Raw genomic sequence first — 22,718 nt, forward strand, 5'->3', positions numbered from 1 at the left:
GCTCTTCCTCACTCTCTACCTCGGGAGATCTCGTCCCGCGAGGTGGCAAGGGGGAACGTGAGATGAAAGGTTGTGCCTTTTCCCTTCTCGCTTTCGACCCGAATCGTCCCCCCATGATGCTTGACAATCTCCGCGACAATATACAAACCCATCCCGAGCCCTGGAAAGGCACGCTGCTGGAGCGAGACTGCTCGGTAGAACCGTTCAAAAACCCTCCCGTGTAGCTCTCGTGGGATGCCAATACCATGATCGCGTACACTGATCGTGGCCGCCGAGGCCTCGGTGGTGAGCACCACGTCGATCAGCGGAGCATCGGGGCATATTTGATTGCATTGCTGAGCACATTCTGGAAGACTTGTGCGAGCCGATCTCGATCTCCGACCATGATAGCGGGAGATGCAGCATGTTGGACCACAATGGTATGGGTTGTGTCCATCCCCTGAATCACGTCCACCACTTCCTCAAGTATCTCGTCCAGATCGACCGTGTCTTGCGCATATTCCAGCGTCCCAGCCTGGATATGCGAGATATCGAGTAACTCGTCGACCAGGTGGGTGATAGCATTCAGCTGTGCGTCCATGCGCGCACACACCTCCTCCATGTTGGGAAGGTCTTGTTTCCCGAGCTTCTTGCGCAAGAGTTGCGTTTGCAGCTTCAAGGAGGCAAGGGGCGTCTTCAGTTCATGGCTGACCATGCCCAAAAAGGCATCTTTGCGCTGCTCCAACTCCCGGCGGGCGGAATTATCCAGGACAAAGGTGATCCCCTGATACGGGTGATGCTGTAAGATGATCACACCTACGACGACCGGAAGACGACTGCCATCTTTACACACGTACTCTTTCTCATAGGGCGTTATAGACATCTGAGTGGTATGTTCTTGATGGGCCTCTAAGGTACGAGCCAGATTATCTGGAGCCGTCATGTGCATCCAGTTCATGCGACCGGCACGCAGGTCTTCGCGAGTATAGCCGGTCATGCGTAGAAAGGTGTCGTTCGCGTCCACAATCTGGTCGCCCTCGAAGATGATGATTCCAATGATACTGGAGTTCATCAGGGCGCTCGCGCGCTCCTGGCTCTCTCGTAAGGCTTCGCCCGTCCGTTTCTGGTCATCGATATCTGTGCAGTTTCCCAACCACTGGACTATTTGCCCTGCTTCATTGCGAAGTGGCACATGCTGTGAGAAGAACCAGCGATACGTTCCCGTATGTCCATCCCTGAGGCGATACTCAAACTTGTAGGGCTCACCCTTTATAAATGCCTGGCGCTGCAGTTCCAGGACACGCTCTTTATCCTCAGGATGGAGGTTTTGAAGCCAGATATCTTTCTCAGAGAGGGCGTCTGCGTGGGGCCGCATTCGCTGCCTCTCCTGACTGGAGAGGCAGTCATCATGCTGTCGATGCGCAGACCCTTCCTGTTCTCCAGCGTGTTGAGACAGTCGATGGCTATAGTCGCGCCAGCGTTGATTCGTGTAGATGAGGGAGCCATCAGGCTGCATGAGCCAGACAAATTGGGGCAGGGCATCCATGAATGTATAGCACTCTTCTTTGGGGGAACGTGTTGACCTCCTTCCTCGCCGCACAAGGGCTAACGAGAGTTCCTCCATACAGGAGAAACGATTATGGACCATACGAACCAGAAACTTCAGAGCAACGCACCCGAACCCGAGCCCACCCCACACTTATCTCCTGATTTGCTGCTTGCGACCAAGTTCCTTCCCCGGCCTCCTCCCATGAGATCATTGCTCGCCCTCGTCTCCTGGCCTTGCTCAATGCTGGCCTCCACCAACGCGTCATCCTCGTCTCTGCCGCCGCAGGCTTTGGAAAGACCACGCTGCTCGCCAACTGGGTTCGTTCGTTTGCTCTTGGTCACCCACCAGTGGCCTGGGTGTCGCTTGACGCGGGCGACAACGCTCCCGTTCAGTTTTGGACCTATGTGCTGACCGCTCTGGAGCAATGCCATCCCGGACTCTCGCGTCTCCCTTTTGCGGCACTCCACGAGACGCCACGCCCCTCCTGGCAAACGATGCTCGCAGCTCTGATTAATGGCTTGTCCCGGCAAAATGATCACCTGGTGTTGGTGCTGGATAATTATGAAGAGGTTACGGAGCCAGCCATCCAGGCCCTGCTTTCCTCACTGATTGAGCACCTGCCACCTACCCTGTGTGTGGTCTTAGCGACACGGACGGATCCTCCCTTTTCCCTTGCCCGACTGCGCGCTCGGGGGCACATCTTGGAATTACGCACCGAGCAATTGCGCGCGACCAGAGAGGAGATGACCGCCTTTCTGCGTGATGTCATGGATCTCCGGCTTTCCGTGCAGAACATCCAGGACGTGGACACCCACCTGCAAGGTTGGTGGGCGGGTATGCAACTGGCAGCGCTTTCCTTGAGGGGGAAGGCGCTGCTCGACGATCTGCTGCCAGCACTCCAGGGAACCAGGCCCGCTCTGTTCGAGTACCTGGTGCAGGAGGTGCTGAACCGCCAGCCAGCGCAGGTGCAGACCTTCCTGCTGCGAACGTCCATTTTATCTCGCCTGTGCACCTCCCTGTGTAATGCGGTCCTGGAGCAGCAGGACAGCCAGCTCTTCCTCGAGGAAGTCGAACGGGCCAATCTCTTTCTCAGTCCCCTGGATGAGCAGCAGCAGTGGTATGTCTATCACCCCCTGTTTGCCGAGGCGCTGCGTGCTCGGTTGGAGCAGACCGCTTCCACCGAGGTGCCCGGCCTACATCTGCGGGCCAGTCGGTGGTATGCTGCCCATCAGGCGCGCGGCGAAGCGATCCAGCATGCGCTGCAGGCACATGCGTGGCCCTGGGCCGCGTGGCTGATGGAACAGATTCCCTGTCAGCACATTTGGAGCTGGAGCGAGAACGCGTTGCTTTCTCTCTGGGTGGAGCAACTTCCCCGCGAAGTCGTGCGCGAGCGACCTCGTTTGTGTCTAGGCATGGCTCAGAGCCTGTTCTTTATCGCTCCGCCAGAAGTCACCGAAAGCTGGGTGCGTGATGCCAGACGTGCCTGGATACGTACCCATCAGCGGGAAGAACAGCGACCCATGGCGCAAGATGCACACGAACCAGAGGCGCCACTCCACCTCCTGGGGGAAATCGCAGCCTTGCAAGGCTTGATTGCGAGTGGCTGGCATGTGGCGAGCTGAAACAGGCACGACGCTGGGTGAGCGATCTGGAACAGGGAGATCCGCTGGTTTCTCCGCTGGCGCGGGAACGACAGTACATTGCATACGTTCGCCTGCTGCTGGCAGAATCCGAACCGGACTATGCGTTGAAGCTGCTCACCCCCCTGGTCAAACGAGCAGTGGCCACGCAGCGATGGGACCATGTGCTGGAAATGTGGCTCTTGCAAACGCAGGCGTATCAGATGCTCCAGCGACAGCAAGATGCGTTGGCACAGCTTTCACAGGCCGTGCATCTAGCCGCACCAGAAGGCTACATCCGTTCCTTTGTGGACGAGGGGCCCTCTCTGACTGCATTACTCTCCCAGCTCAGAAAACAGAAACCCCAAGCGAAAGATCTCCCGTATCTGGAGACGCTTTTGCGTGCGTTTGACCAGCAACCGATACCCCAGCCGACTCAGCTGGAAAAAGAGCCATCCTTGAGCCTGCGACCACTCCTGGACCCCTTGAGTGCACGTGAACAGGACGTGTTACACCTGCTCTCACGCGGTGCCTCGAACCAGGACATTGCAGAAGCGTTAGTGGTTGCGCCTGGCACTGTGAAGCATCATATCACTCATATCCTCAGCAAACTTGAAGCCACCAATCGCACACAGGCGGTCGCGCGAGCACGGGCTCTTGGTCTCCTTTCCACGGAGAAGGACTGAGGGTTTGGAGACCTCGGTCCTTCGGAGAAATCGCCAGCCGATCACTAGGTAATCGCGCTGGGCACCACCATCATCATTGAGAAGATTTCCTACCAAGCATGGCAAAAAACGTTTGGCAAGAGTGTGGGACTGCGAACCCCAGGGATGTTTGTGGAACTCCTGAAGCGCACCGTTGCAAGCACGGGCGGCACCCTGGTCGAAGTCCCAACACGCACAACCGCATTGAGCCAATGGTGCCATGGCTGTGGCAAGCGGGTGAAGAAGCCGCTCTCAGAGCGGTGGCATCAGTGCTCTTGTGGGGTAGGTCCTGTGCAACGCGATCTGTACTCGGCCTTTCTTGCCACCTACCTTGATCCAGCAGAACCCATTCCTTCGTGTGCCCGATACCAGGGGTATTGGGAAGGTGCGGAAGCGCGCCTGCGGGCAGCACACGAGCGTCTCATCCAACGTGCGAGAGAGGGGCAGAGCATGCCCCGAAGCTTTGGTCTGACCAGAGCCGGAGCGCGTCTGCCCAAAAGGTCAGGGGAACCACCACAAGAGCCAGCGCTTCTCCTTCGGGGTGAAGAGCTGGAAGCGTGGGCCGAACCCCTGGAACCCCCGATGCTTTCGGGCGGGGAGCTCTCAGGAGATGGTCAACTAATTTGATATCCAGCGATTTCCCGATCAGCGCCAATTGCTCAGTGTTGGCTTTTTCTCGTGTTGCCACGCGTTAGTCTGCGTAGTGCCGCCAGCGCGCCGGGCTGCCAGATGGCGGCTTTCGCCCAGGTTAGTTCGCCCTCACCTCAACACCTTTGACCGCTTGTTCGATGAGCGCCGCCACCGCAGCGGGCTGCGAGACATAGATGGCGTGACTGCCCGCTACTTCGACGACGGTCGAACCTGCGCGCGTGGACATGAACCGCTGAGCGGGAGGGGGAATCATCTTGTCGTCGGTGGCGACCAGATACCAGCTTGGCTTGGTCTTCCACGCTGGCTCGCTAACCCTACCTTGAAGGGCTTCCACTCCCCACGGGACCTGGGAATCAGCCATGAATGCGGCCTTTGCTGCGTCCACATCTGCCGCAAAGGAGGCGGCGAATTTCGCTGTGTCCAGGAACAAATAGCCATCCTGGGGCGGCAGGATCGGGGGCACCGGTGCTCCAGGAGGGGGATCCTGGATCAAGCTGGAGACCGACTCTCCCTGTCAGGGGCAAAGGCCGCGATATACACCAGCCCGGCAACCTGGGGATCGTTGCCTGCTTCGGTGACCACCACCCCTCCGTAGGAGTGACCAACGAGCAGCACTGGGCCGTTCTGCGCGTGAATGATCCGTTTGGTTGCGGCGACGTCATCGGCCAGCGAGAGGGTCGGATTCTGAACAATGGCTACACGGTAGCCATCTTTCGTCAAAATGGTATAGACATCCTCCCAACCGGAACCATCCACGAACCCTCCGTGGACCAGAACAATCGTTGTTTCTGCCGAGTGCGATACTTCAGCCATGATGCTTTTCCTTTCTCGAACAAAGTAGTTGCCTGCCTTAGGACATGGTCTCTCTTGGGCGAAATACCCACATGGTGAGAGCGTCACCTTGAAAGCCACTTTTCACCTTTTGCTCCCTTTGTGGCTCTCTGACATGTGTCCCACGACAAAGAAAATGACTCCTTCTTTCTCTCTGCTCTTTTCGGTTCTCTCTCGCCAAGAACTGCACCGCTCCTGCAGTGCTAGGCCCCTAGCCAGAGAGAACTTCTGCTTGGCCTGAGCATGTGCTACCATAGAGGCAGAGCTTGCAGGAGTCCTGACTTCTGTGGGCTGTGACACTGCACAATTCCGACTTGAACAGGCTTGGCTCGCTTGGTAAGGACACCTGACTCTCCAAGTATAGCCACGCTCCTCGGAGGAGTCACTGTGTAGCAGATGGCATGCCGCTTTACATTGCTTTACAGCGCTTCTTCTGTGCCATTCCATGGAATGAAAAGGAGACCACCAATGCAGCGATCCTCTTATGGAGAGCGTGACTATCCCTTTGGCCAGATGATGCTGACCCTACGGACAACAATTGGGCTGACGCAAACAGGGCTTGCTCGCCAGCTTGGTGTTTCTCGCAATGCGGTCGCGCAATGGGAGGGAGGCAGTAGTTATCCCAAAGCCGAACATCTTCAACACGTGATTGAATTAGGAGTACGAGCTTTCGCCTTTCCTGCTCGACACGAAGAAGAAGCAATTCAGACGCTCTGGCGGGCCGCACGCCAGAAGGTGCTCTTGGATGAACACTGGCTCCGGGACCTGCTCCATCGCGCCTCTGCCTCCTCATCTGAGCAGGGTGCCGTTGGCGCTCCGCAGAGGAACCGGACAACGACCAATGGGACTGCGCTCTGGACGGTTCCATTTCCCCGCAATACCCACTTTACCGGACGTCACGAACTGCTCGACCAGCTTACCGTGCGACTCACCCCCCTCGCCTCAAGCCAACCGACCACTCTCCGCAGTGCAGCCCTGACACAAGCCCAGGTCATTAAGGGACTGGGCGGGATTGGGAAGACCCAGATCGCTGTTGAGTATGCCTACCGCGCTCGTGAAATGGGTCAGTATATCCATACGCTCTGGATCGCTGCTGCCAGCGAAGAGACTCTCTTGATGAGCTTTGCTGCGCTCGCAGAACAGCTGCCATCTATTTCCTTTAAGGAGGAGATAGATCAACGCAAACTGGTCAGGGCCGTCATTCGCTGGTTGGAGCAGTGTCAGGAACCCTGGCTGTTGATTCTGGATAACGCTGATGATCTCTCCATGGTCCAACCGTACCTTCCGGTCCAGGGGCAGGGCAGTCTGCTGTTTACAACGCGCTCAAGCGCCGTTGGCTGGCTTGCCCCCTCTCTAGAAGTCAGCGCCATGGGAGTCATTGAGGGAGCTGAATTGCTGTTACGCCGGGCAGGACGCTTCGCCCAGGCATCAGATGAGCACATGAATGAGGCGGCTACCTTGGCCGCGGAACTGGCACTGTTTCCTCTTGCGCTCGATCAGGCAGGTGCTTACATCGAAGAGACGAGTTGCAGCTTGGCTGACTACTTCCAACTCTATCAGGCTCACCGGCATACGCTGCTCTCCCGGCGCGGCAGGCAAGCGACACACTACCCAGAGTCGGTTGCTACCACCTGGTCGCTCTCATTTGAGTATCTTGAGGCGACTCACCCAGCCGCCGCTGAATTGCTGCGGTCATGTGCTTTCCTCTCACCGGATGCGATTCCCGAAGAAGTGCTTACCGAAGGTGCTTTCCATTGGCCTCCTGCACTGCAAGCGGCTGTCGCGGATCGTCTCAGCTTCAACCAGATGCTGGAAGCTCTGCTCGCTTTTTCTCTGATCAAACGGTTTGCGGAGGATCGTTTCCTCAGTATTCACCGGCTGGTGCAGGTGGTACAGCGGGAGCGTCTCTCACCGGAAGAGCAACGCCAATGGACGGAGCGGGTAGTGCGGGTACTCAATGCGGTTTTTCCGCAGAATCCGCAAGAATCCACTTCCTGGCACCTCTGTTTGCGCTATTTGGATCAGGTGCAAGACTGTGCTACCTTGATCTGGGAGCAGCATGTTCTGCTCCCCGAAGCGTCCGAACTCCTTGAGCGGGCTGGAGCGTACCTGTATGAACGTGGGCTGTACACGCCCGCTGCACTGCTCTACCAGCACGCTCTTTCCATGCGAGAACAACTGGTGGGTGAGACCCACACGACGAGCATCTCAGATATGCTCCAGTTGGCACACATCTATTTCAATCAGGGAGCGTTTGTGGCGGCGGAAGCGCTCTATCAGCGAGCATTACCCATCGCAGAACAGCATGCTGGAGCAGAGCCGCTTCTCCTGATTAAGGTGTTGCGTGGATTGGCGCATGTCTATGGCGATCAAGGAAAGTATGCTCAGGCGGAAGCGCTCTACCAGCGAGCGCTACCCATCTGGGAGCAGCTCGCAGAAGCGAAACAGGTCAGGCGAGGCGGTATCCTGGCGAGCCTGGCCTTTGTCAAGGCTCAACAGGGGAAATATACAGAAGCAACCATCCTCTCTCAGCGGTTGCTGTGCCTCCGTGAACAGCACCTGGGACCAGAACATCCCCATGTAGCCTCTGCACTGCTTGGATTGGCTCAGATTATGACCTTGAAGGACGAGGATGCTCCAGTTGAGCATTTCAATCTGCGGGCGCTGCGTATCTACGAGCAGCATTCTGGACCAGAACATCCTCTGGTAGCCATGGCCTTGCATGCACTGGCGAGGCTGTATACGGGGCAGGGGAAATACGCTGAGGCCAAGCCACTCTACCAACGTGCGCTGCATATTCGCGAGCAACAACTTGGGCCAGAGAATCTCGATGTATCCGATACGCTGAGCGGATTGGCAAACCTCTACTACAAAGAAAAGAAGTATACTGAGGCTGAGTCGCTCTATCAGCGAGCGCTCTCCATCCGAGAGCAACAGCTTGGATCAGAAAATAGCGTCATTATCGATGTGCTGCTTGGATTAGCAAATATTTATCGAGAACAAGAGCATTACATGCAAGCCGAGTCACTCTACATGCGGGCGCTACGCATCAGTGAACAGCACCCGGAGCGTGTTGAGACCACTCACATTCTGCACGATTTTGCCCGCTTGCAGCAAATGCAAGGCCAGACAAAAGAAGCGGTAGCCCTTTACCAGCGGGCGCTCTCCATCCGAGAACGCGTCCTTGGATCTGAACACCCGCTAACAGTCAAAACACGCGAATGTTTACAGGGGCTCTTCGCAGTGACGGACCAAGTTGAGGAGACGAAACGAATGGAAACACAACAACAGAAAAGAGCAACTCCTGTACAGAGCCAACAGCTGGAAGAAGAGATCTGTTGAGTTGTCCGGGCGCGCATTCCGTCATGGAAAATGGTACTCACTAGTACCATTTTCCATGATCGAACGTCTCTGACTCATCCTCATCTTTTTGCCTTCCGACGTGTGCTCCTGCTTCTTTTATCCTGGAAAATGCCCTGTTGTCATGAAAAGAAGCTGGATATTGGAAATTGTGTCGAAGCACTATGATGTCTCCGTCAGAGATAAGGATGAAAATGGGGTAGAATTCAGCAGAGCGGTGAGACGAGATCGTTGAATGATGGTGTCAAAGAACCCGAGTTCGAAGCTGATCCTGGTGCGTTCCGAAGAGATAAGTGTCGCCCCTGTGATCCAGGTGAGCACGTGAAGGAACTTGTTTGTTTTACTCCCGCACCTCTCTCCGCTCCACTTGATGACTCTATCTCACAAGCAGAAGCTGTTCCTGAAAGGAGAGAGCGAATGCAGATCGTATATGAACGCTGTTGTGGTTTGGATATCCACCAGAAAACCGTCGTAGGATGTCGACTGCTGAGCCAGCCAAAAGGGAACATCGAGAAATCAATTCGGACTTTTGCGACGACGATCAGTGGGCTCATGGAGCTTGACAGTTGGCTCGCAGAGGGACAGGTGGAGCAAGTGGCACTCGAAAGCACTGGCATCTATTGGCGTCCCATTTTCCAGTTGCTGGAAGGACGTTATGAGATCATATTGGTCAATGCCCAGCATATGCACGCCATTCCTGGACATAAAACAGATATTAAGGATAGCGAGTGGATCGCTGATCTCTTGCGCCACGGGTTACTCAAAGCCAGCTTCATTCCCCCCAAGCCTATTCGAGAACTACGTGACCTGGTGCGTACCCAGACTCACTTGATGCAGGAGCGGAATCGGCATATTAACCGCATCCACAAGATCCTGGAAACGGCCAATATCAAGTTGAGTTCGGTCGTCACTGATATCGTCGGGAAAAGTGCCAGGCAAATGCTGGAAGCCCTCATTGCAGGAGAAAGCGACCCAGCTCAGCTAGCCAAGCTGGCCCGTGGCCGGATGCGTCCGAAGGTAGCTCAGCTCCAACAGGCCTTGCAGGGGCACTTAGAACCCCATCATCGCTTTCTGCTCAGAGAGACCCTTGCCCATCTCGATTTTCTCCAGCAGCGCACCGAGCAACTGGAGCAGGAAGTAGCGGAGCGCCTTTCCCCTTTTGAGGCGAGCATTGTGCTTCTCACAACCATCCCTGGCCTTTCTCGACGCTCTGCTACCATTCTCATTTCGGAGCTGGGGACAGATCTGGCTGCATTTCCGAGTGCAGCTCATTTAGCGTCATGGGTGGGGCTCTGTCCTGGCAGTCAGCTGAGTGCAGGCAAACGTCGCAATGGGAAGCCGACCAAAGGCAACAGCTACCTCCGTTCTGTGCTGGTCCAAGTTGCTTGGGTGCTCACACGCATGAGTGACAATTACCTTTCAGCTCAGTTCCATCATCTTAAGCCCCGACTAGGTGCGAAGAAAGCTGTGGTGGCAGTTGCTCACAGTGTGCTGGTCATCGTCTATCATGTGTTAACCAAAGGAGAGCCCTATCAAGATCTTGGGCCAGATTACTTTCGTGGGCAAAACAAGGAACAGCAAGCCCGACGCTTTGTCCACCAGTTAGAAACCTTGGGTTATCATGTCGAGCTTGCCCCACAAGAGGAGGTGACTTCCTAAATCTTCTCTTGCATCCCAAACGTGACCACATCGATTGCTCACGGCAGAGCTGTGAGTAGGGGGTGACTCTGTCTGTCGGCGGGGAACCAGTATTCCATTTTCGAAGGATCATTCAGCGCAATTACCACTATGCTTCTGCCTGCGCCTCCAGCCAGCGTTTGAGAAAAAATCGCTCTTGCGAGAGTCTTGAGTGACTTCTCGTTGTTTCCCGCTTCATTGTGACCCGAGTGTAAATTACAAAATTCGGTGTCGTATTTGTGATACCACTCCATGTCGTATGTTCTCATCCTTCCATTTGGAAACGGGCCATTTACGACAGAGAACGAGTGAGAAAATGCGACACCGAATTTTGTAATTTACACCCGAGAGGCCTTTACTTGCTCATGGTGCGCAGGCTCTCGAGGAGCGCGGATGGCTCCAGGCGGTGGGTGTAGTCCGCATCGGCGTAGGTCAGGCGGATGGTGCCATCCTGGGAGATGATGAAGGTGCCGGGTACAGGTAGCTCCCAGGACTCGTCACCGTTGAAGGCGGGTATGTCGGAGCCAAGGCTCTTGAGGAGGGTGCGTGTTTGCTCCTCAATCGAGAAGACCAGGCCAAACTGACGAGCGACCTTGTTGCCCTGGTCGCTCAGGACCGGAAAAGCCAGCTCATGCTTCTCGCTCATAGAGAGTGAGTGATCAGGTGTCTGAGGCGAGATAGCGATGAGACTCGCGCCCAGCTCCTTGATCTGGGGCAGAACCTGCTGATAGGCATGGAGCTGCAGATTGCAGTAGGGGCACCACTCACCACGGTAGAACGTTACGACGACCGGCCCCTGCTGGAGAAGCCCCGCGAGCGAGACCTGGCGCCCCAGAGCATCGGGCAGCGTGAAAGAAGGAGCTTTCTCACCCACCTGCAACGCGTTCTTTTCTACGCCAGACTCAATGAGCGTGTTGATATGCTGGTTAAACTGGTCAACGACCTGGGGAGGAGCCTGAGTCGCGAGCTGGGCATTGAACTCATTAATTTGCTGCTTAAGCGTTGCGTTCTGGTCTATAGACATCGCTTTCTTCCCTTTCTTTTTACCAACGAACAATTTTTGTTAGTTAACTAACTTAATTTGTGCGTGGAAGAGGATCACTCTGTGTGCTCCCAATGGGTGCTTATGGAAGTGCTGCCTGGTGAGAGGCGGCGAGATCGTCAAGCCACTTTTCGAGGCGGGTGAGTTTGCGCTCGAACATTTCTGGCGAACGCAGGCTCTGGAGCAGGAGATAGATCCCCTGCATGTTCGCGAGCAGGTCTACGGCCAGATCGCGCGCCTCGTCGCCGAAGTCAAGCTGGCGGAACTGCTTCTCGGCCCAGTCCACCTGGAGAGCAAAGAGTTCAGAGGAGGACTGAGCCAGGGGCGTCTCCTCTTTCTCCAGTTCCAGGCAGAGCGTAGCGTAAGGACAACCATAGCTCATCAATTGGTCACGGGAGGAGCGTCCGATACACGCCAGAGCTTTGAGCCGTTGCCAGGGGTCTGGCAGGGCCTCAAGAGCATGCAGATTAGCGCGGATCTCCTGTAAATGCGCTTTGATGACAGCCTCGACCAGGGCATCCTTGGTCTTAAAGTAGTAGTAGACGTTGCCAAGGGGAACCCCTGACGCCTGGGCTACATCCGCCAGCGTCGTGCGATGGGTGCCTTGCTGGTACATCACCTGCGTGGCGGCCTCGATCAGGCGCTGGCGTTTCTCCTCTCCTGGCATACCCTTGATCTCCTCTGCAAAAATGAGTTAGTTAACTTACAAATAGAGTGTACATGAGCGGAAATCAGATTGTCAAGGATAGTGGTAAATGCCTCGGAACCCGGACCATTTTTGCCTTGAAACAGGCACACTTGCCCCGACATACGGAAAATTGGTAGTGACTCTATTGAGAAGTGATATATAAGGGAGTCACTACCCCAATGTGAGCACTGGTACAAAACTACTTGAGCCAACCGCTTCACATCTGGGGTATCAGCAGAGAAGAGCGTAAATAACAACGAGATCTACACCCCTTTGAGGGGTCACAAGATTACGGCGGGCAAAACATACGCTAAGCCCGCCGTAATCTTGTGACCCTATCATGGCACCATTTCTTCCTCATTGCGCCTGGACCTGCACGGGCGTTGCGTGCTGCGTAGCGGTCCCAGGATAGATCACAAGGTAGCGGCGTGGCATGTTGTTCTGCCCCAGCACGACTTGTCGGATCGGACCGACGGTGTTGACAATAGCGGCGCCTGCCGCGTTCGTCGTGAAGACCTCCAGCGGCTCCAGCGTGCCGTTGCCATTCGGATCTGAGGAGAGCGCAAGCACATAGGATTGCTTAGGGGCGAGCCCGGTCACGGCTGCTTGCAGTACCTGCACCTGCCCTTGATCAAACAGCGAGGCACTGGTAGGGGCTTGCTGCCCGGCTGCCAGTTTTGCCGGCTTGCCATTCTTCAGTGGCACGAGCGAGAGATGCGTGGCTTGTTTAGCGATGCCAAGCGAAGTGAGGCCCTGCGTACCAGTGCCGCTCGGCACGGCATTGGGCACGTACGTGATCGCCTGACACCCTTGCCCAATCGGGCTTTTCCCTACCACCTGGTTGGTCAGCGTATTAATGGCAACCAGGTTATCTCCGTTTTCAAGCCCGACATAGACCCGTGTTCCATCGCCGGACGGCCAGACCCCATGCGGCAACGCGCCGACCGGAATGGTCGCGACTTGAGCGAAGTTGTCGGTGCGGAATACCTTGACCTCGTTGAGCCCACCGATGGTGATATAGGCAAACGTGCCGTGGGCATTGTGGACGATATTGACATGGTTGGTAATCGGTCCCGTGTCAAGTGTTTTCAACATCGAGAAAGGTGGCTGGCCATCGAACACCTGCACCCTACCCGTGTCCTTCAATGTGTACCAGACCTGTTTACCGTCCGGCGTCGCCGCAATATTTGGGCAGAACGGGCTTGCCTGGGGGATCCGCTTGATAACCTTGTGATCGGTGACCGTGATCACGTCGGTCTCAGGAGTGAAGGAGGAGCAGACATAGCCGTATTTGTCATCGGGGGAAAAAATCGTCATGCCCGGTCCATTCGCCACGGTGATGCGGGTCTTCTCCTGATACGTGGCGCCATCAAGAACGGAGACGTAGTTCTCGCCACGGACGGTCACCCAGGCCTCCTTCCCATCTGGCGTGTAGAACGCTTCATGAGGCGAGCGTCCGACATAGGTGACGTGTTTCACGGTATTGGTTGCCGTGTCGATGAAGGCAACGGAATTCGAGGCGATCGAAACGACCAGGAGGGTGCGATGATCGGGTGAGAAGCCCATGCCATGCACGAGCAACTGCCCTGTATACAGTGGGTTGAGATTGGCTGGGGTTGGGGCTCCCAGATTAATGGCACCCAGGAGCTTGTTGTCGACCGGATCGGTGACGGTGACGGTGTTTGACCATTGGTCCGCAGTATAGACGCGGTCTCGGTGGCTGAGGGCTATATCTGGAGAGGTTGGTGTCCCAAACGGAACCTGCCCCGCCCAGGCGATTGGGGGAGAGACGGAGGCCGTGGGAATAAGCGATGCCATAACCAGGGTCATGGTAATCAGCACAATACTAAAAAAGCTGCGTTTCATGCGGATACTCCTATTTGTTACAGATACCGCATAAATGTACAATACGAAGATAGCCGTTATATGCTGATCAAAGATAGCTCATGGGACAACGACTCAGACGAAGGAGGTCACCCACGCTCGCCGAGTTGCATCGCGACGATCTCCTGCTGCTGGGTGGCGATGATTTCCTGAGCAAGGCCGCGAAGAGGCTCATCATGCCCATAGCTCAGTTCGGCTTTTGCCATATCGATGGCGCCCTGATGATGCGGCACCATCATGGCGACGAAATCTCTATCCACGTCACCGGATGGTTTGATCTTCATCCCTACCATCATTTTGGCCATTGCCGCATTATTCTTGGCGAAGAACGGCCCCTCATCCTGGCTGGTGAACTGGGAGGAAGATGTAGGAATATCAACGAGCGCGAGCCGCATCGTAGCAATATCCTCTTGCTGAGTGACGATGATTTCCTGAGCAATGGCGCGGAGTTTCTCGTTATGCCCATAGCTCAGTTCGGCTTTTGCCATATCGATGGCGCCCTGATGATGCGGCACCATCATGGCGACGAAGTCTCTATCCACGTCACCAGATGGTTTGATCTTCATCTCTACCATCATTTTGGCCATTGCCGCATTATTCTTGGCGAAGAACGACATTTCCTCAGCATTCGAAGAGGGTGTCGTGTTGCTAAGGGCGATGCCAATGATGAGAGCGGTGGCAAGGAGTAACACCCCTAAACCGAACAGCATACAGTGAAAGAGAGGCATACTGCCTCTCAGCCTGTCCATAGTCGTTGCTCGTGAAGGTTCATCACGCTGCTCGGCTGCATGTAGACGCGCTTCCGCTCGTCGCTGCCCGCGAGTTCCAAGGACGTCTATTGATCGCCTTCTTCCCATCACATCCTCCTCTTGTCTCCTTCGGGAACGTACAGATCCTCGACATTGTCTGTAAGCAGGAGCGTCCTCATCCTTGAACTCTCCCCATCGGCGCAGGAATACGACAAAACGCTAGAAGGCTCTTCGCATGGCCTTGATTTTCCTCTCTATGGCCATCCCTGCTAATCTGCGAGTGTTCCAACAAGAAGAATAGTTGATGAGAGCAAGAGACGTGCCACCCGATTTACGCGAATCATCTGCCAGACCAATCGAGCCATGAAACGCATAAACCATTCTGCTGGTGGGAGGTAACGATTTTGCTTCCATGTCCTTTTTCTCTTCCTGGCTTTGTCATTCAAGGGTTTCCGCCTTACTCATGTAGAGCTTTATTCTCGAACGATAGAGCGAGGGATAGAATATTACAGTGAAATGGTTTTCAGGTTTTTCGCTTCTCTGGTCACGAGATTTACCATAATCCTGCAGCCAAATCCTACGATCTGTTTGTGTATCTTATGGATTGAGAGAGAATGGGAGCCAGCAAACTGGTAACGTCTCCCCGTCAGCAGCCCCCTCCTCTCATTTCGACCTGGACGGTGAAAACACGGGAGAAGGGCATGGAGCAAGTTGAGGAGCTACAAGGCAAGAAGGCATGTGCGCAGTGCAGCAAAGAGAAAAACCTCATTGAATTTTATCGCACAAAAAACGGGGCTGATGGGCGGATGAAAATGTGCATCCAATGTTTCAAGGAGAATAAAGAGGAACGCCAACGACGCGAACATGAGGAATGGGAACGTCGACGCCGCGAACGCGAGGCACAATTACAGGAGGAACGTGAGCGGCAAGAGCGCCTGGAGGTTTATGAACGCGAGCGCCAGGCGAAACGACAGGCAGAAATGGTAAATGATCTACCATGTGGTTCTGCCCACGGGATGTGCAACGAGATGTACGTTTAAACAAAATAAAGTGGCTTGGACCGCCCTTCGTCGCCATCGCGCTTCGGCGATGAAGCGTAATTTCCACGCACCTCTCCAACAAGCAAGCGATAAGACCGAAGTGGCTTGTAAAGCCGACTCAAACAATATCGCCTGCTTACTGTAAGCTCGTTTCACATCCCATGGGCAGAGCCAAATGTTGAGAAGCTCAACCATTGCAGTGTGGAAATATGGCTCTAGAAGCGAATGATTGTACGCCTTCATTGGTAATTCTGGTGGTCAGGAGGTCACACATCTCGCGCTTTATCTGCAATGTACAGGTTGTCTACACGCTCACACTGAAAAGAGAAGGAGGCAGCCATATGTGCAAAAATTTACAGCTTGCTCTTGTATTATTCCAACAGGCTATGATTCAATGCAAATCATAAATTGTCATTATGTGCGGTAATAATCTCTCTTGAAGAAGAACAGGATCATCCGAGTCATACACAAACGTGTCTCAAGAAGATCCCCTGGTCAAAAATGGAAGAATCGGAAGGTTTTTGGGGAGGTTCGAGTGATACAACACCTGCGTTCCTTTTTCTCGGCGCACCAGATTTCTGGTGGGAATCAGCAGGGCTCAGACCCATCTGAACACCAGCAGGAGCCAATACCTTACCCATATGCCTGGGCGACTGCTCTAATTGGCTGGGTTCTGCAAGGCGGTGTGTTGATCAGCGCTGCGGTGATGCTGGTTGGGATTATTCTGCTTCCCACTCGACCAGGGGGGCTTTCTCCAGAGCGTTTACTGGTCTTTCCGTTCACCGGTTCCGCGCTGGTAGCCAGCCTGGCTCAATGGCATCCCCAGGGGATTATCACGCTGGGCTTACTGTTGTTGATTGCCACACCTGTTTTACGCGTAGCGGTCTCGATCGTGATGTTTGCGGTAGAACGTGATCGCACCTATGTGGTCATTACCTGTCTAGTGCTGGCTATTTTGCTGTTCAGTATCTTTGGTGTGGGCACCTGGAGTTCCGGGCAACACGCCGCGCTGACTGGAGGGATACAGTTTTCCGCGCTGGCTCCCGTGCTGATTTTCCTGGCGTCGATCGCCGCAGGTTTACTCGGCTCGCTGGTGGGTCTCGGCGGTGGCGTGCTAATCGTGCCGCTGCTCATCCTGATCTTTAAACTGCCCGTCACGTTTGCCATTGGCGCGAGCATCATCTCGGTCATCGCGACCTCCAGCGGCGCGGCAGCAGCCTATGTACGCGATCGCCTCACCAATCTGCGCATTGGGATGTTTCTGGAGATTGCCACCACGATCGGAGCGATCAGTGGGGCGTTTCTCGCCGGTGTGCTAGCTCCCAATTTGCTGAACATCATCTTTGGAGTCATTCTCTTGCTTTCTGCCGCGCCGTTGGTGGTCGAAATCGGCGAAGACACTCCTCAGGGGGTGAAAAACGATCACCTGGCAACCTGGTTGCATCTTTCCAGTATCTACCCTGACCACAAACTGGGGAAGGATATGGCGTATCAGGTAACCCGCACTCCCTGGGGACTGGCTATGATGTACGTTGCTGGCCTGATCTCAGGGCTCCTGGGCATTGGCAGCGGAACCTTTAAGGTCATCGCGCTGGACTCCTTGATGCGGTTGCCGATCAAGGTCAGTACGACGACCTCCAATTTTATGATTGGGGTCACGGCGGCGGCCAGTGCGGGCATCTATTTCTCGCGTGGGGACATTCCCCCGCTGATCGCGGCTCCGGTCGCGCTGGGCATTCTCGTTGGCGCGCTGGTCGGAGCACGCCTGCTCGCGAGCATCAGCAACAAACTGCTTCGGCTGATCTTCTTGTTGGTGTTGCTCGTCAGCGCCATCGAGATGATCTTGCATGGAGTCGGGTGGGGAGCATTTTAGCGAAAAAACGGGACAAACGTGTCTCACAAAACCAGCTGATCCTCCCAAGCGAGAAGCATGGTGAAACCCTCTTCTCAGGCCAGCCCTGCCCTTGCAGGGAGAGATCAGTTCTCTCACTGACGCTTTTCCTGTCGTGCATGAAGTAATATGAAAATGAAAAACGAGTATCTAGAGTTGATGAAGGCGCTCTTTCGCTCCTCAATTTCTTCAATGGCCTCTTAAAGGCAGATAAAGCCTGGGGGAGGCGCAGTGAGAAAGTAAAGGACTGCTAGAAAGCCAAAGGATACCAGCACTATGAGCACACGCAGGCGAACTCCTTGACGGAAGTGATGTCTCGCTGTAAAGAAATCCACAATCGCTAGGGAAATGATGAGAAAAAACACGAAGAGGATGCAACCAATATACACAACTGATGCTATGTTCAGAGGTGTTCAATGAATAAAAGAAAGGCCCTGTAGGCTCACCAGCTAGAGGGCCTGTGTGTCATCATTTTCGGTATCGGGGAGGTGAATGGATACCTATAGGGCCAGCCACTTCTCTCCCTGACACCTTTTGATGAGCATATAATACATTCAAGAGCAGAGACACCTTGAGATGCATAGGTTAAAATCGAAGAGAAAACAGCCATTCATCATCGCATTTCCGAAAGAGTAAACACTGTCTAAGATTTCCACCAGAAGGGTTTCTGCGCTCAATATCTAAGAGGTAGAGTCTTCCAAGACGAAACATGCCTTTGTCACGCCTCCCATGACGATCATACCGATCTCGCCTCCCATGATGAAGACACGAGGCCGCGAGATGCGCCAACCACCAGACCAGCAAAAAGAGCACGAATAGCATGCGATCTAGCCGATCCAGACGACGGACATGGCTCTCTTCCCAATCCCATCCGCGGCTTTTGAGATCTTGAAACGTTGACTCGACTCTCCAGCGCCATCGATAGTGCGTAATCCGCTTGCGACATGCGGGCAGATCAGAAATGATCAGGAGTGCTTCTTCTTCTCCTTGGGCCCAACACGCGCTCAGATTCGTCTCAATGTGATCCTCTTGCCATAAACGAGCAGGCCCATAAAACCGCTTTCCGGGCCGATCCACGAGATCTGCCACCGGGCAGGTGGGTAAGAGTCGCCCTTGCGCTGACCAATGCTCACAGGTATGATCGGCACAGATCCGAAAGAGATAATGCCAGCCATATTTCTGACACAAGCTCACCATTGGAAAGCAGCCAAAGGCACTATCTCCGATGATGGTACAGTCGGCGTGGCCAATGTGAGGAGCCAGTCGTTTGAAGAGTTCCTCAACACCATCCCAGAGTCTTTGCTCCCATTGCTGTTGGCCTGGCATGACTTTTCAGACAAGCGGCAAAACACGTGATTGCTGCAACAGGCCGATATAAATGACCTGCGCATGCTCTTCATACGAGGTCAGATCAATCACCAAATGGATCGGCTTCTCCCGAAAAAAGGGCATCACTTCCTCTAAAAGGTCATTCCACGTTTCTTCTGTTTTGATACGGTCATTACTCAAAAACCGCTCCAATCTTCGCTCAATGCTGCTTGCTTTGGCATGACTTTCCGCCAATAATGCTTCTGCCACGCGCTGGATCACGATGCTTTCTGCCCTGATGGCTCCTAACACAAAAAGCGCTAAGGTCTTACTTTGATGTCCATGCAACCTTATAAAAAATGCCTTGACTTGCTCATACCAGGCTCGACATAATGGAGTAAATGCCCTCATTGAGATCGTTCTCCTTCGCATCATTTTTGTTCTGCTTGTGAGAACGATCTCGTGAGACATTCGTCATCCTTCTTTCTCTACGATCGCTGCGATCTGATCTGATGATGCCTCTATTGTTGCCTCTTTCCCCTCTTGGTTATCTTGTTACCTCTCTTCCCCTTTCAAAAAAAGTGTCAGGGAGAGAAGGAGAGATCAGGGGTTGCTCCCTAGTGTACCGCGTCGTGAAAGGAGAAAAAGATGCAAAATGAAGACCGCTTCAGTGTAAGAGGCGCCAGTCGAGCGCGTCGAGCTTTCTATTGATCGAGGAGCCACCTGGATACCTGCGACGATCCGGGAAAAGACGGATCGCTGGATCTGGTGTTTCTGGGCAGCCCGCCTTTCTCTGCCTTCTGGAAAGTACCAGCTTCTTGTCCGCGCCTGAGATGCCGCAGACCGAACCAGTCACAGGACGCACGCCCCCTCTGGAACTTCAAGGGCTACGCCAATAACGCCTGGCATCAGGCGCAATTGTGTCTCTCGTCTGAGGCATATCTTAGGGTCATTCCATGGTTTCGTGCAAGAATCCTTGCACGAAACCATGGAATGACCCTCCATTAGGAGCTATTGTGGTAAATGGCCTGAGCAGCACAACCATTGACTGCCTGCAAAACCGCTCTCCATCTAGGATATAGTTGAACCTTGAAAATAAAAAAGGACCTTCAAGAAAAATGCTGAGAAAAATGTTAGAACCCCGCTCTTGTCAGGCCGTGGTTAGAAGGCTCTGTTCCATAGGTCAGGTACACTTTTAGGGTAAAGTAGTGTAGACCAGAGGATATGAATAGGTTTTCTCGTGCAAACAGAAGAAATGGAGGAACTGAACAATGGCGGGAACGAAGCATTCCAGGCAGAACATCGGCTTTATCGGCATAGGGCATATGGGCAGTCATATGGTGCCCAGGCTGCTACATGCGGGCTATCACCTGACGGTCTATGATCGTACAGCGGAGCGGGCACAAGCCATGGGCCAACTCGGGGCGCTGGTGGCCCAGACACCCAGAGAGCTGGCTGCCAGTTGCGACGTCATCATCTCCTGTGTCACGAATGACTGCGCTCTGGAAGCCGTCATGCTGGCGCCAGATGGAGCGCTGGCGGGAGCGCATGCCTTGTCAGCGATCATCGATATGAGCACCGTTGCCCCGCAGACTTCGCGCCATCTTTTCCAGGCCGCGAAAGTTGTGGGTGTGCCGATGATCGACGCGGCTGTCTCTGGTAGCGTGCCTCAAGTCGAGCAAGGAAGCCTGGTCATCTTTGTGGGTGGCGAGCGGCAGACGTATGAGCGCTGCAAACCCATCCTTGATGTGCTGGGAAAGCAGAGCATCTATCTGGGCTCAAGCGGAAAAGGGACAACCATGAAGCTGGTGGTCAATCTGCTGCTGGGCCTGGGCAGGCAGGCGCTGGCGGAAGCGCTCGTGCTCGGAGAAAAGGCCGGACTTGAAAGAGAACAACTCATCGATGTTCTCAAGCAGACAGCGGTGGTCTCTCCTCGTCAACAAGCCGACCTGGAGCACGCACGGCAGCGGGAGTATGGAGCCGATTTTGCCCTGGCCTTGATGTCCAAGGACCTTCAGCTCATGCTCAATGAGGCCTTTGAGGTATCCGCGCCGCTGCCAATGACGGCAGTCGCACAGCAAATAGCCGCGGCTGCGATGCCAGGCTATGGTGAAGAAGATGCTTCAGCCATCATCCAGTTTATGGAAGCCTTCGCTGATATCTCTTACGCACCCTGAGAATACGCCCCCATACCCATCGAGCAGGCAGTAATCGTTTCATATCAGACGGCGTGTGAAATCAGCAAAGGAGAAGAAGTTGAGATATGAGTTCACCCAAAACGCCGCAGGATGCCCCTGCCCTTTCAGGCATGGGGAGGAATGCGGCGTTCCTTTGTCGGTGGCTTGGGTGGAATACGCCGTAGACATTCTCTCATCTGCTCATGTATTGTTGACAGGCAGATGAAAACTATGGTATAATTTAGCGTATGAAAACGGTATTAACAGCGAAACTCAAATTGAATACAACGCCCGAGCAATTCAAGGCATTACGTACAACGCAACTGGCGTATCGTGATGCTCTCAACTATGTGAGCCAGTACGCCTTTGCGCATGGCAAGATGAGCAATGCTGTTCGTTTGCAAGATGCCACCTACGAAGAGATCCGCCTCCGTTTTCATCTGCCTTCGCAAATGGCCTGTTCTGTTCCTCGCCAAGTTGCAGCCTCGTATAAAACCCTCTGGACAAAGGTGAAGCACAATGCTGTTCATCGTAAGGAAGGTAAGACCAAGAAACGCTACAAAGGGCTTGATAAGGCTCCCAAGTTCATCTCCCCCACGTTGACCTATCAGTACAAGAAAGACTACACCTTCAAGAAAGAGCAGCAGGTGAGCATCCTGACCCTTGAGGGGCGTGTTATCGTGCCCTATACTGGCTACAATAAGCATGTGGCATTAATCCAGCGTGGAGCGGAGATTGGTGCATCGAAACTCTGGTATGACAAGCCCAAGAAACAATTTTACCTCCTTGTCTCTCTTGAAATTGAGACGGCTGATCCTACACCTGAAACGCACAAGCAAGTCGTTGGCGTGGATGTGGGGATGCGATACCTTGCCGTCACGGCGACGATGCAAGGCGATTGCACCTTCCATTCAGGCAAACAGATTGTCCCAAGGCAAACCACTACGCACGACTGAGAAAACGTCTGCAAAAGAAAGGCACTCGTTCAGCGACAAGAAGGCTCGTTGCCATCAGTGGACGAGAGAGACGGTTGAAGCAGAATACCAATCATGTCGTGAGTAAACGGATTGTCCTACAGCACCCTCAAAGCTTGATTGGACTGGAGCATCTGACAGACATTCGAGAACGGACCAAACGACGCAAAGGCAAAAATGCAAAACAGCGAAAAGCCAATCGTGCCTTCTCCAAATGGTCCTTCGCTGAGTTGCATAGCATGATTGCCTATAAAGCGCTCTTACATCGAAGTATGGCAATCAAGGTCGATGCCAACTACACCTCGCAAGCGTGCCCCAAATGTGGGCACACCTGCAAAGAGAATAGACCCAACAAAGGATTGCTCTTCGTCTGTCAGAATTGTCAGTACACGCTCCATGCCGATCTGGTTGGTGCAAGAAACATTGCGATGCGAACGCTTCTTCTCCGGCAAGACTGGATAGGAACGGGCCTCTTGTCAGTACGCCCTGATGTGTCGGACGTTGAAGCCAAAGCAGCACGCCTGAAACGGTATGCTGGATTGAGGTGGAGTTCAGACACAACTCCAAGCCCTCGGCTTTAGCCGTAGGGTACTGA

Annotated in this window: 14 protein-coding genes and 5 pseudogenes; 10 read left to right on the plus strand and 9 right to left on the minus strand. The window is 54.2% G+C overall.

What is annotated here, in order from left to right:
- Nucleotides 1–8: 8 nt before the first annotated feature.
- Nucleotides 9–1,603, minus strand: a pseudogene (locus JMJ04_RS42605) (ATP-binding protein).
- A 158-nt stretch (nt 1,604–1,761) separates the two neighbouring features.
- Here JMJ04_RS42605 and JMJ04_RS47605 point away from each other — a divergent pair.
- From JMJ04_RS47605 to JMJ04_RS42615, 3 genes and pseudogenes are all read left to right on the plus strand, one after another.
- Nucleotides 1,762–3,150 carry a winged helix-turn-helix domain-containing protein gene (locus tag JMJ04_RS47605; RefSeq protein WP_236039108.1) on the plus strand — a complete coding sequence of 463 codons (1,389 nt, stop codon included), beginning with the start codon at nt 1,762–1,764 and terminating at the stop codon, nt 3,148–3,150.
- Nucleotides 3,151–3,167: 17 nt separating this feature from the next.
- Nucleotides 3,168–3,833, plus strand: a complete 666-nt coding sequence (locus JMJ04_RS47610) for a LuxR C-terminal-related transcriptional regulator (RefSeq protein ID WP_236039109.1) — start codon at nt 3,168–3,170, stop codon at nt 3,831–3,833.
- A 48-nt stretch (nt 3,834–3,881) separates the two neighbouring features.
- Nucleotides 3,882–4,478 (plus strand): annotated as a pseudogene (locus JMJ04_RS42615) (zinc ribbon domain-containing protein); the annotation flags it as partial.
- Nucleotides 4,479–4,599: 121 nt separating this feature from the next.
- Here the strand turns inward: JMJ04_RS42615 and JMJ04_RS49280 are convergent.
- A pseudogene (locus JMJ04_RS49280) lies at nt 4,600–5,315 on the minus strand (alpha/beta hydrolase).
- 486 nt (nt 5,316–5,801) lie between these two features.
- On the opposite strand from JMJ04_RS49280, the gene JMJ04_RS42630 reads away from it, so the two are divergent.
- Both JMJ04_RS42630 and JMJ04_RS42635 read left to right on the plus strand, forming a co-directional pair.
- A complete protein-coding gene (locus JMJ04_RS42630) occupies nt 5,802–8,675 on the plus strand; it encodes a tetratricopeptide repeat protein (protein WP_201376480.1) in 2,874 nt (957 codons plus the stop codon).
- 435 nt (nt 8,676–9,110) lie between these two features.
- Entirely contained in the window at nt 9,111–10,352 is a 1,242-nt protein-coding gene (locus tag JMJ04_RS42635) for an IS110 family RNA-guided transposase (protein ID WP_201376481.1), read from the plus strand.
- A gap of 373 nt (nt 10,353–10,725) precedes the next feature.
- Here JMJ04_RS42635 and JMJ04_RS42640 read toward each other — a convergent pair whose 3' ends face one another.
- The 4 genes from JMJ04_RS42640 to JMJ04_RS42655 all read right to left on the minus strand — a co-directional run bounded on the left by JMJ04_RS42640 (nt 10,726) and on the right by JMJ04_RS42655 (nt 14,712).
- Entirely contained in the window at nt 10,726–11,394 is a 669-nt protein-coding gene (locus tag JMJ04_RS42640; RefSeq protein ID WP_201376482.1) for a peroxiredoxin-like family protein, read from the minus strand.
- Between the two features lie 100 nt (nt 11,395–11,494).
- On the minus strand, nt 11,495–12,079 hold the full coding sequence (locus JMJ04_RS42645) for a TetR/AcrR family transcriptional regulator (protein WP_201376483.1): 585 nt from the start codon (nt 12,077–12,079) through the stop codon (nt 11,495–11,497).
- Between the two features lie 378 nt (nt 12,080–12,457).
- The gene (locus JMJ04_RS42650) at nt 12,458–13,966 is read right to left on the minus strand and encodes a YncE family protein (protein ID WP_201376484.1); all 1,509 of its coding nucleotides are present in this window, start codon (nt 13,964–13,966) and stop codon (nt 12,458–12,460) included.
- Between the two features lie 107 nt (nt 13,967–14,073).
- Nucleotides 14,074–14,712, minus strand: coding sequence for a DUF305 domain-containing protein (locus JMJ04_RS42655; RefSeq protein WP_201376485.1), 639 nt, complete (start codon nt 14,710–14,712; stop codon nt 14,074–14,076).
- A 635-nt stretch (nt 14,713–15,347) separates the two neighbouring features.
- Between JMJ04_RS42655 and JMJ04_RS42660 the strand changes: the two genes are divergently transcribed.
- The 3 genes and pseudogenes from JMJ04_RS42660 (at nt 15,348) to JMJ04_RS49290 (ending at nt 17,646) form a co-directional block, all read left to right on the plus strand.
- Nucleotides 15,348–15,773 (plus strand): hypothetical protein, encoded by a 426-nt coding sequence (locus JMJ04_RS42660; protein WP_201376486.1) that lies wholly within the window; start codon nt 15,348–15,350, stop codon nt 15,771–15,773.
- Nucleotides 15,774–16,308: 535 nt separating this feature from the next.
- Nucleotides 16,309–16,734: pseudogene (locus tag JMJ04_RS49285) on the plus strand (DUF1634 domain-containing protein); the annotation flags it as partial.
- A gap of 75 nt (nt 16,735–16,809) precedes the next feature.
- Entirely contained in the window at nt 16,810–17,646 is an 837-nt protein-coding gene (locus JMJ04_RS49290) for a sulfite exporter TauE/SafE family protein (protein WP_374226815.1), read from the plus strand.
- A 603-nt stretch (nt 17,647–18,249) separates the two neighbouring features.
- On the opposite strand, the gene JMJ04_RS42670 is transcribed toward JMJ04_RS49290, so the two are convergent.
- The 3 genes from JMJ04_RS42670 to JMJ04_RS49545 form a co-directional block, all read right to left on the minus strand.
- A complete protein-coding gene (locus JMJ04_RS42670) occupies nt 18,250–18,990 on the minus strand; it encodes a transposase (RefSeq protein WP_236039110.1) in 741 nt (246 codons plus the stop codon).
- 6 nt (nt 18,991–18,996) lie between these two features.
- Entirely contained in the window at nt 18,997–19,383 is a 387-nt protein-coding gene (locus tag JMJ04_RS47620) for a hypothetical protein (protein ID WP_236039111.1), read from the minus strand.
- 256 nt (nt 19,384–19,639) lie between these two features.
- The gene (locus JMJ04_RS49545) at nt 19,640–19,828 is read right to left on the minus strand and encodes a hypothetical protein (RefSeq protein ID WP_236039112.1); all 189 of its coding nucleotides are present in this window, start codon (nt 19,826–19,828) and stop codon (nt 19,640–19,642) included.
- A 415-nt stretch (nt 19,829–20,243) separates the two neighbouring features.
- Between JMJ04_RS49545 and JMJ04_RS42680 the strand changes: the two genes are divergently transcribed.
- Complete coding sequence (locus tag JMJ04_RS42680) at nt 20,244–21,149, plus strand: NAD(P)-dependent oxidoreductase (protein ID WP_201376488.1); 906 nt, start codon at nt 20,244–20,246, stop codon at nt 21,147–21,149.
- Nucleotides 21,150–21,397: 248 nt separating this feature from the next.
- A pseudogene (locus tag JMJ04_RS42685) lies at nt 21,398–22,704 on the plus strand (RNA-guided endonuclease InsQ/TnpB family protein).
- Nucleotides 22,705–22,718: the final 14 nt, after the last annotated feature.

It is taken from the genome of Ktedonobacter robiniae (genome assembly GCF_016587375.1).
Classification (GTDB): Bacteria; Chloroflexota; Ktedonobacteria; order Ktedonobacterales; family Ktedonobacteraceae; genus Ktedonobacter; species Ktedonobacter robiniae.

Coding starts and splice junctions, on each gene's coding strand:
- JMJ04_RS42630 (WP_201376480.1), top strand. CDS start 5,802: ATGCAGCGATCCTCTTATGGAGAGCGTGACTATCCCTTTGGCCAGATG.
- JMJ04_RS42635 (WP_201376481.1), top strand. CDS start 9,111: ATGCAGATCGTATATGAACGCTGTTGTGGTTTGGATATCCACCAGAAA.
- JMJ04_RS42640 (WP_201376482.1), bottom strand. CDS start 11,394: ATGTCTATAGACCAGAACGCAACGCTTAAGCAGCAAATTAATGAGTTC.
- JMJ04_RS42645 (WP_201376483.1), bottom strand. CDS start 12,079: ATGCCAGGAGAGGAGAAACGCCAGCGCCTGATCGAGGCCGCCACGCAG.
- JMJ04_RS42650 (WP_201376484.1), bottom strand. CDS start 13,966: ATGAAACGCAGCTTTTTTAGTATTGTGCTGATTACCATGACCCTGGTT.
- JMJ04_RS42655 (WP_201376485.1), bottom strand. CDS start 14,712: ATGCCTCTCTTTCACTGTATGCTGTTCGGTTTAGGGGTGTTACTCCTT.
- JMJ04_RS42660 (WP_201376486.1), top strand. CDS start 15,348: ATGGGAGCCAGCAAACTGGTAACGTCTCCCCGTCAGCAGCCCCCTCCT.
- JMJ04_RS42670 (WP_236039110.1), bottom strand. CDS start 18,990: ATGCCAGGCCAACAGCAATGGGAGCAAAGACTCTGGGATGGTGTTGAG.
- JMJ04_RS47620 (WP_236039111.1), bottom strand. CDS start 19,383: ATGAGGGCATTTACTCCATTATGTCGAGCCTGGTATGAGCAAGTCAAG.
- JMJ04_RS42680 (WP_201376488.1), top strand. CDS start 20,244: ATGGCGGGAACGAAGCATTCCAGGCAGAACATCGGCTTTATCGGCATA.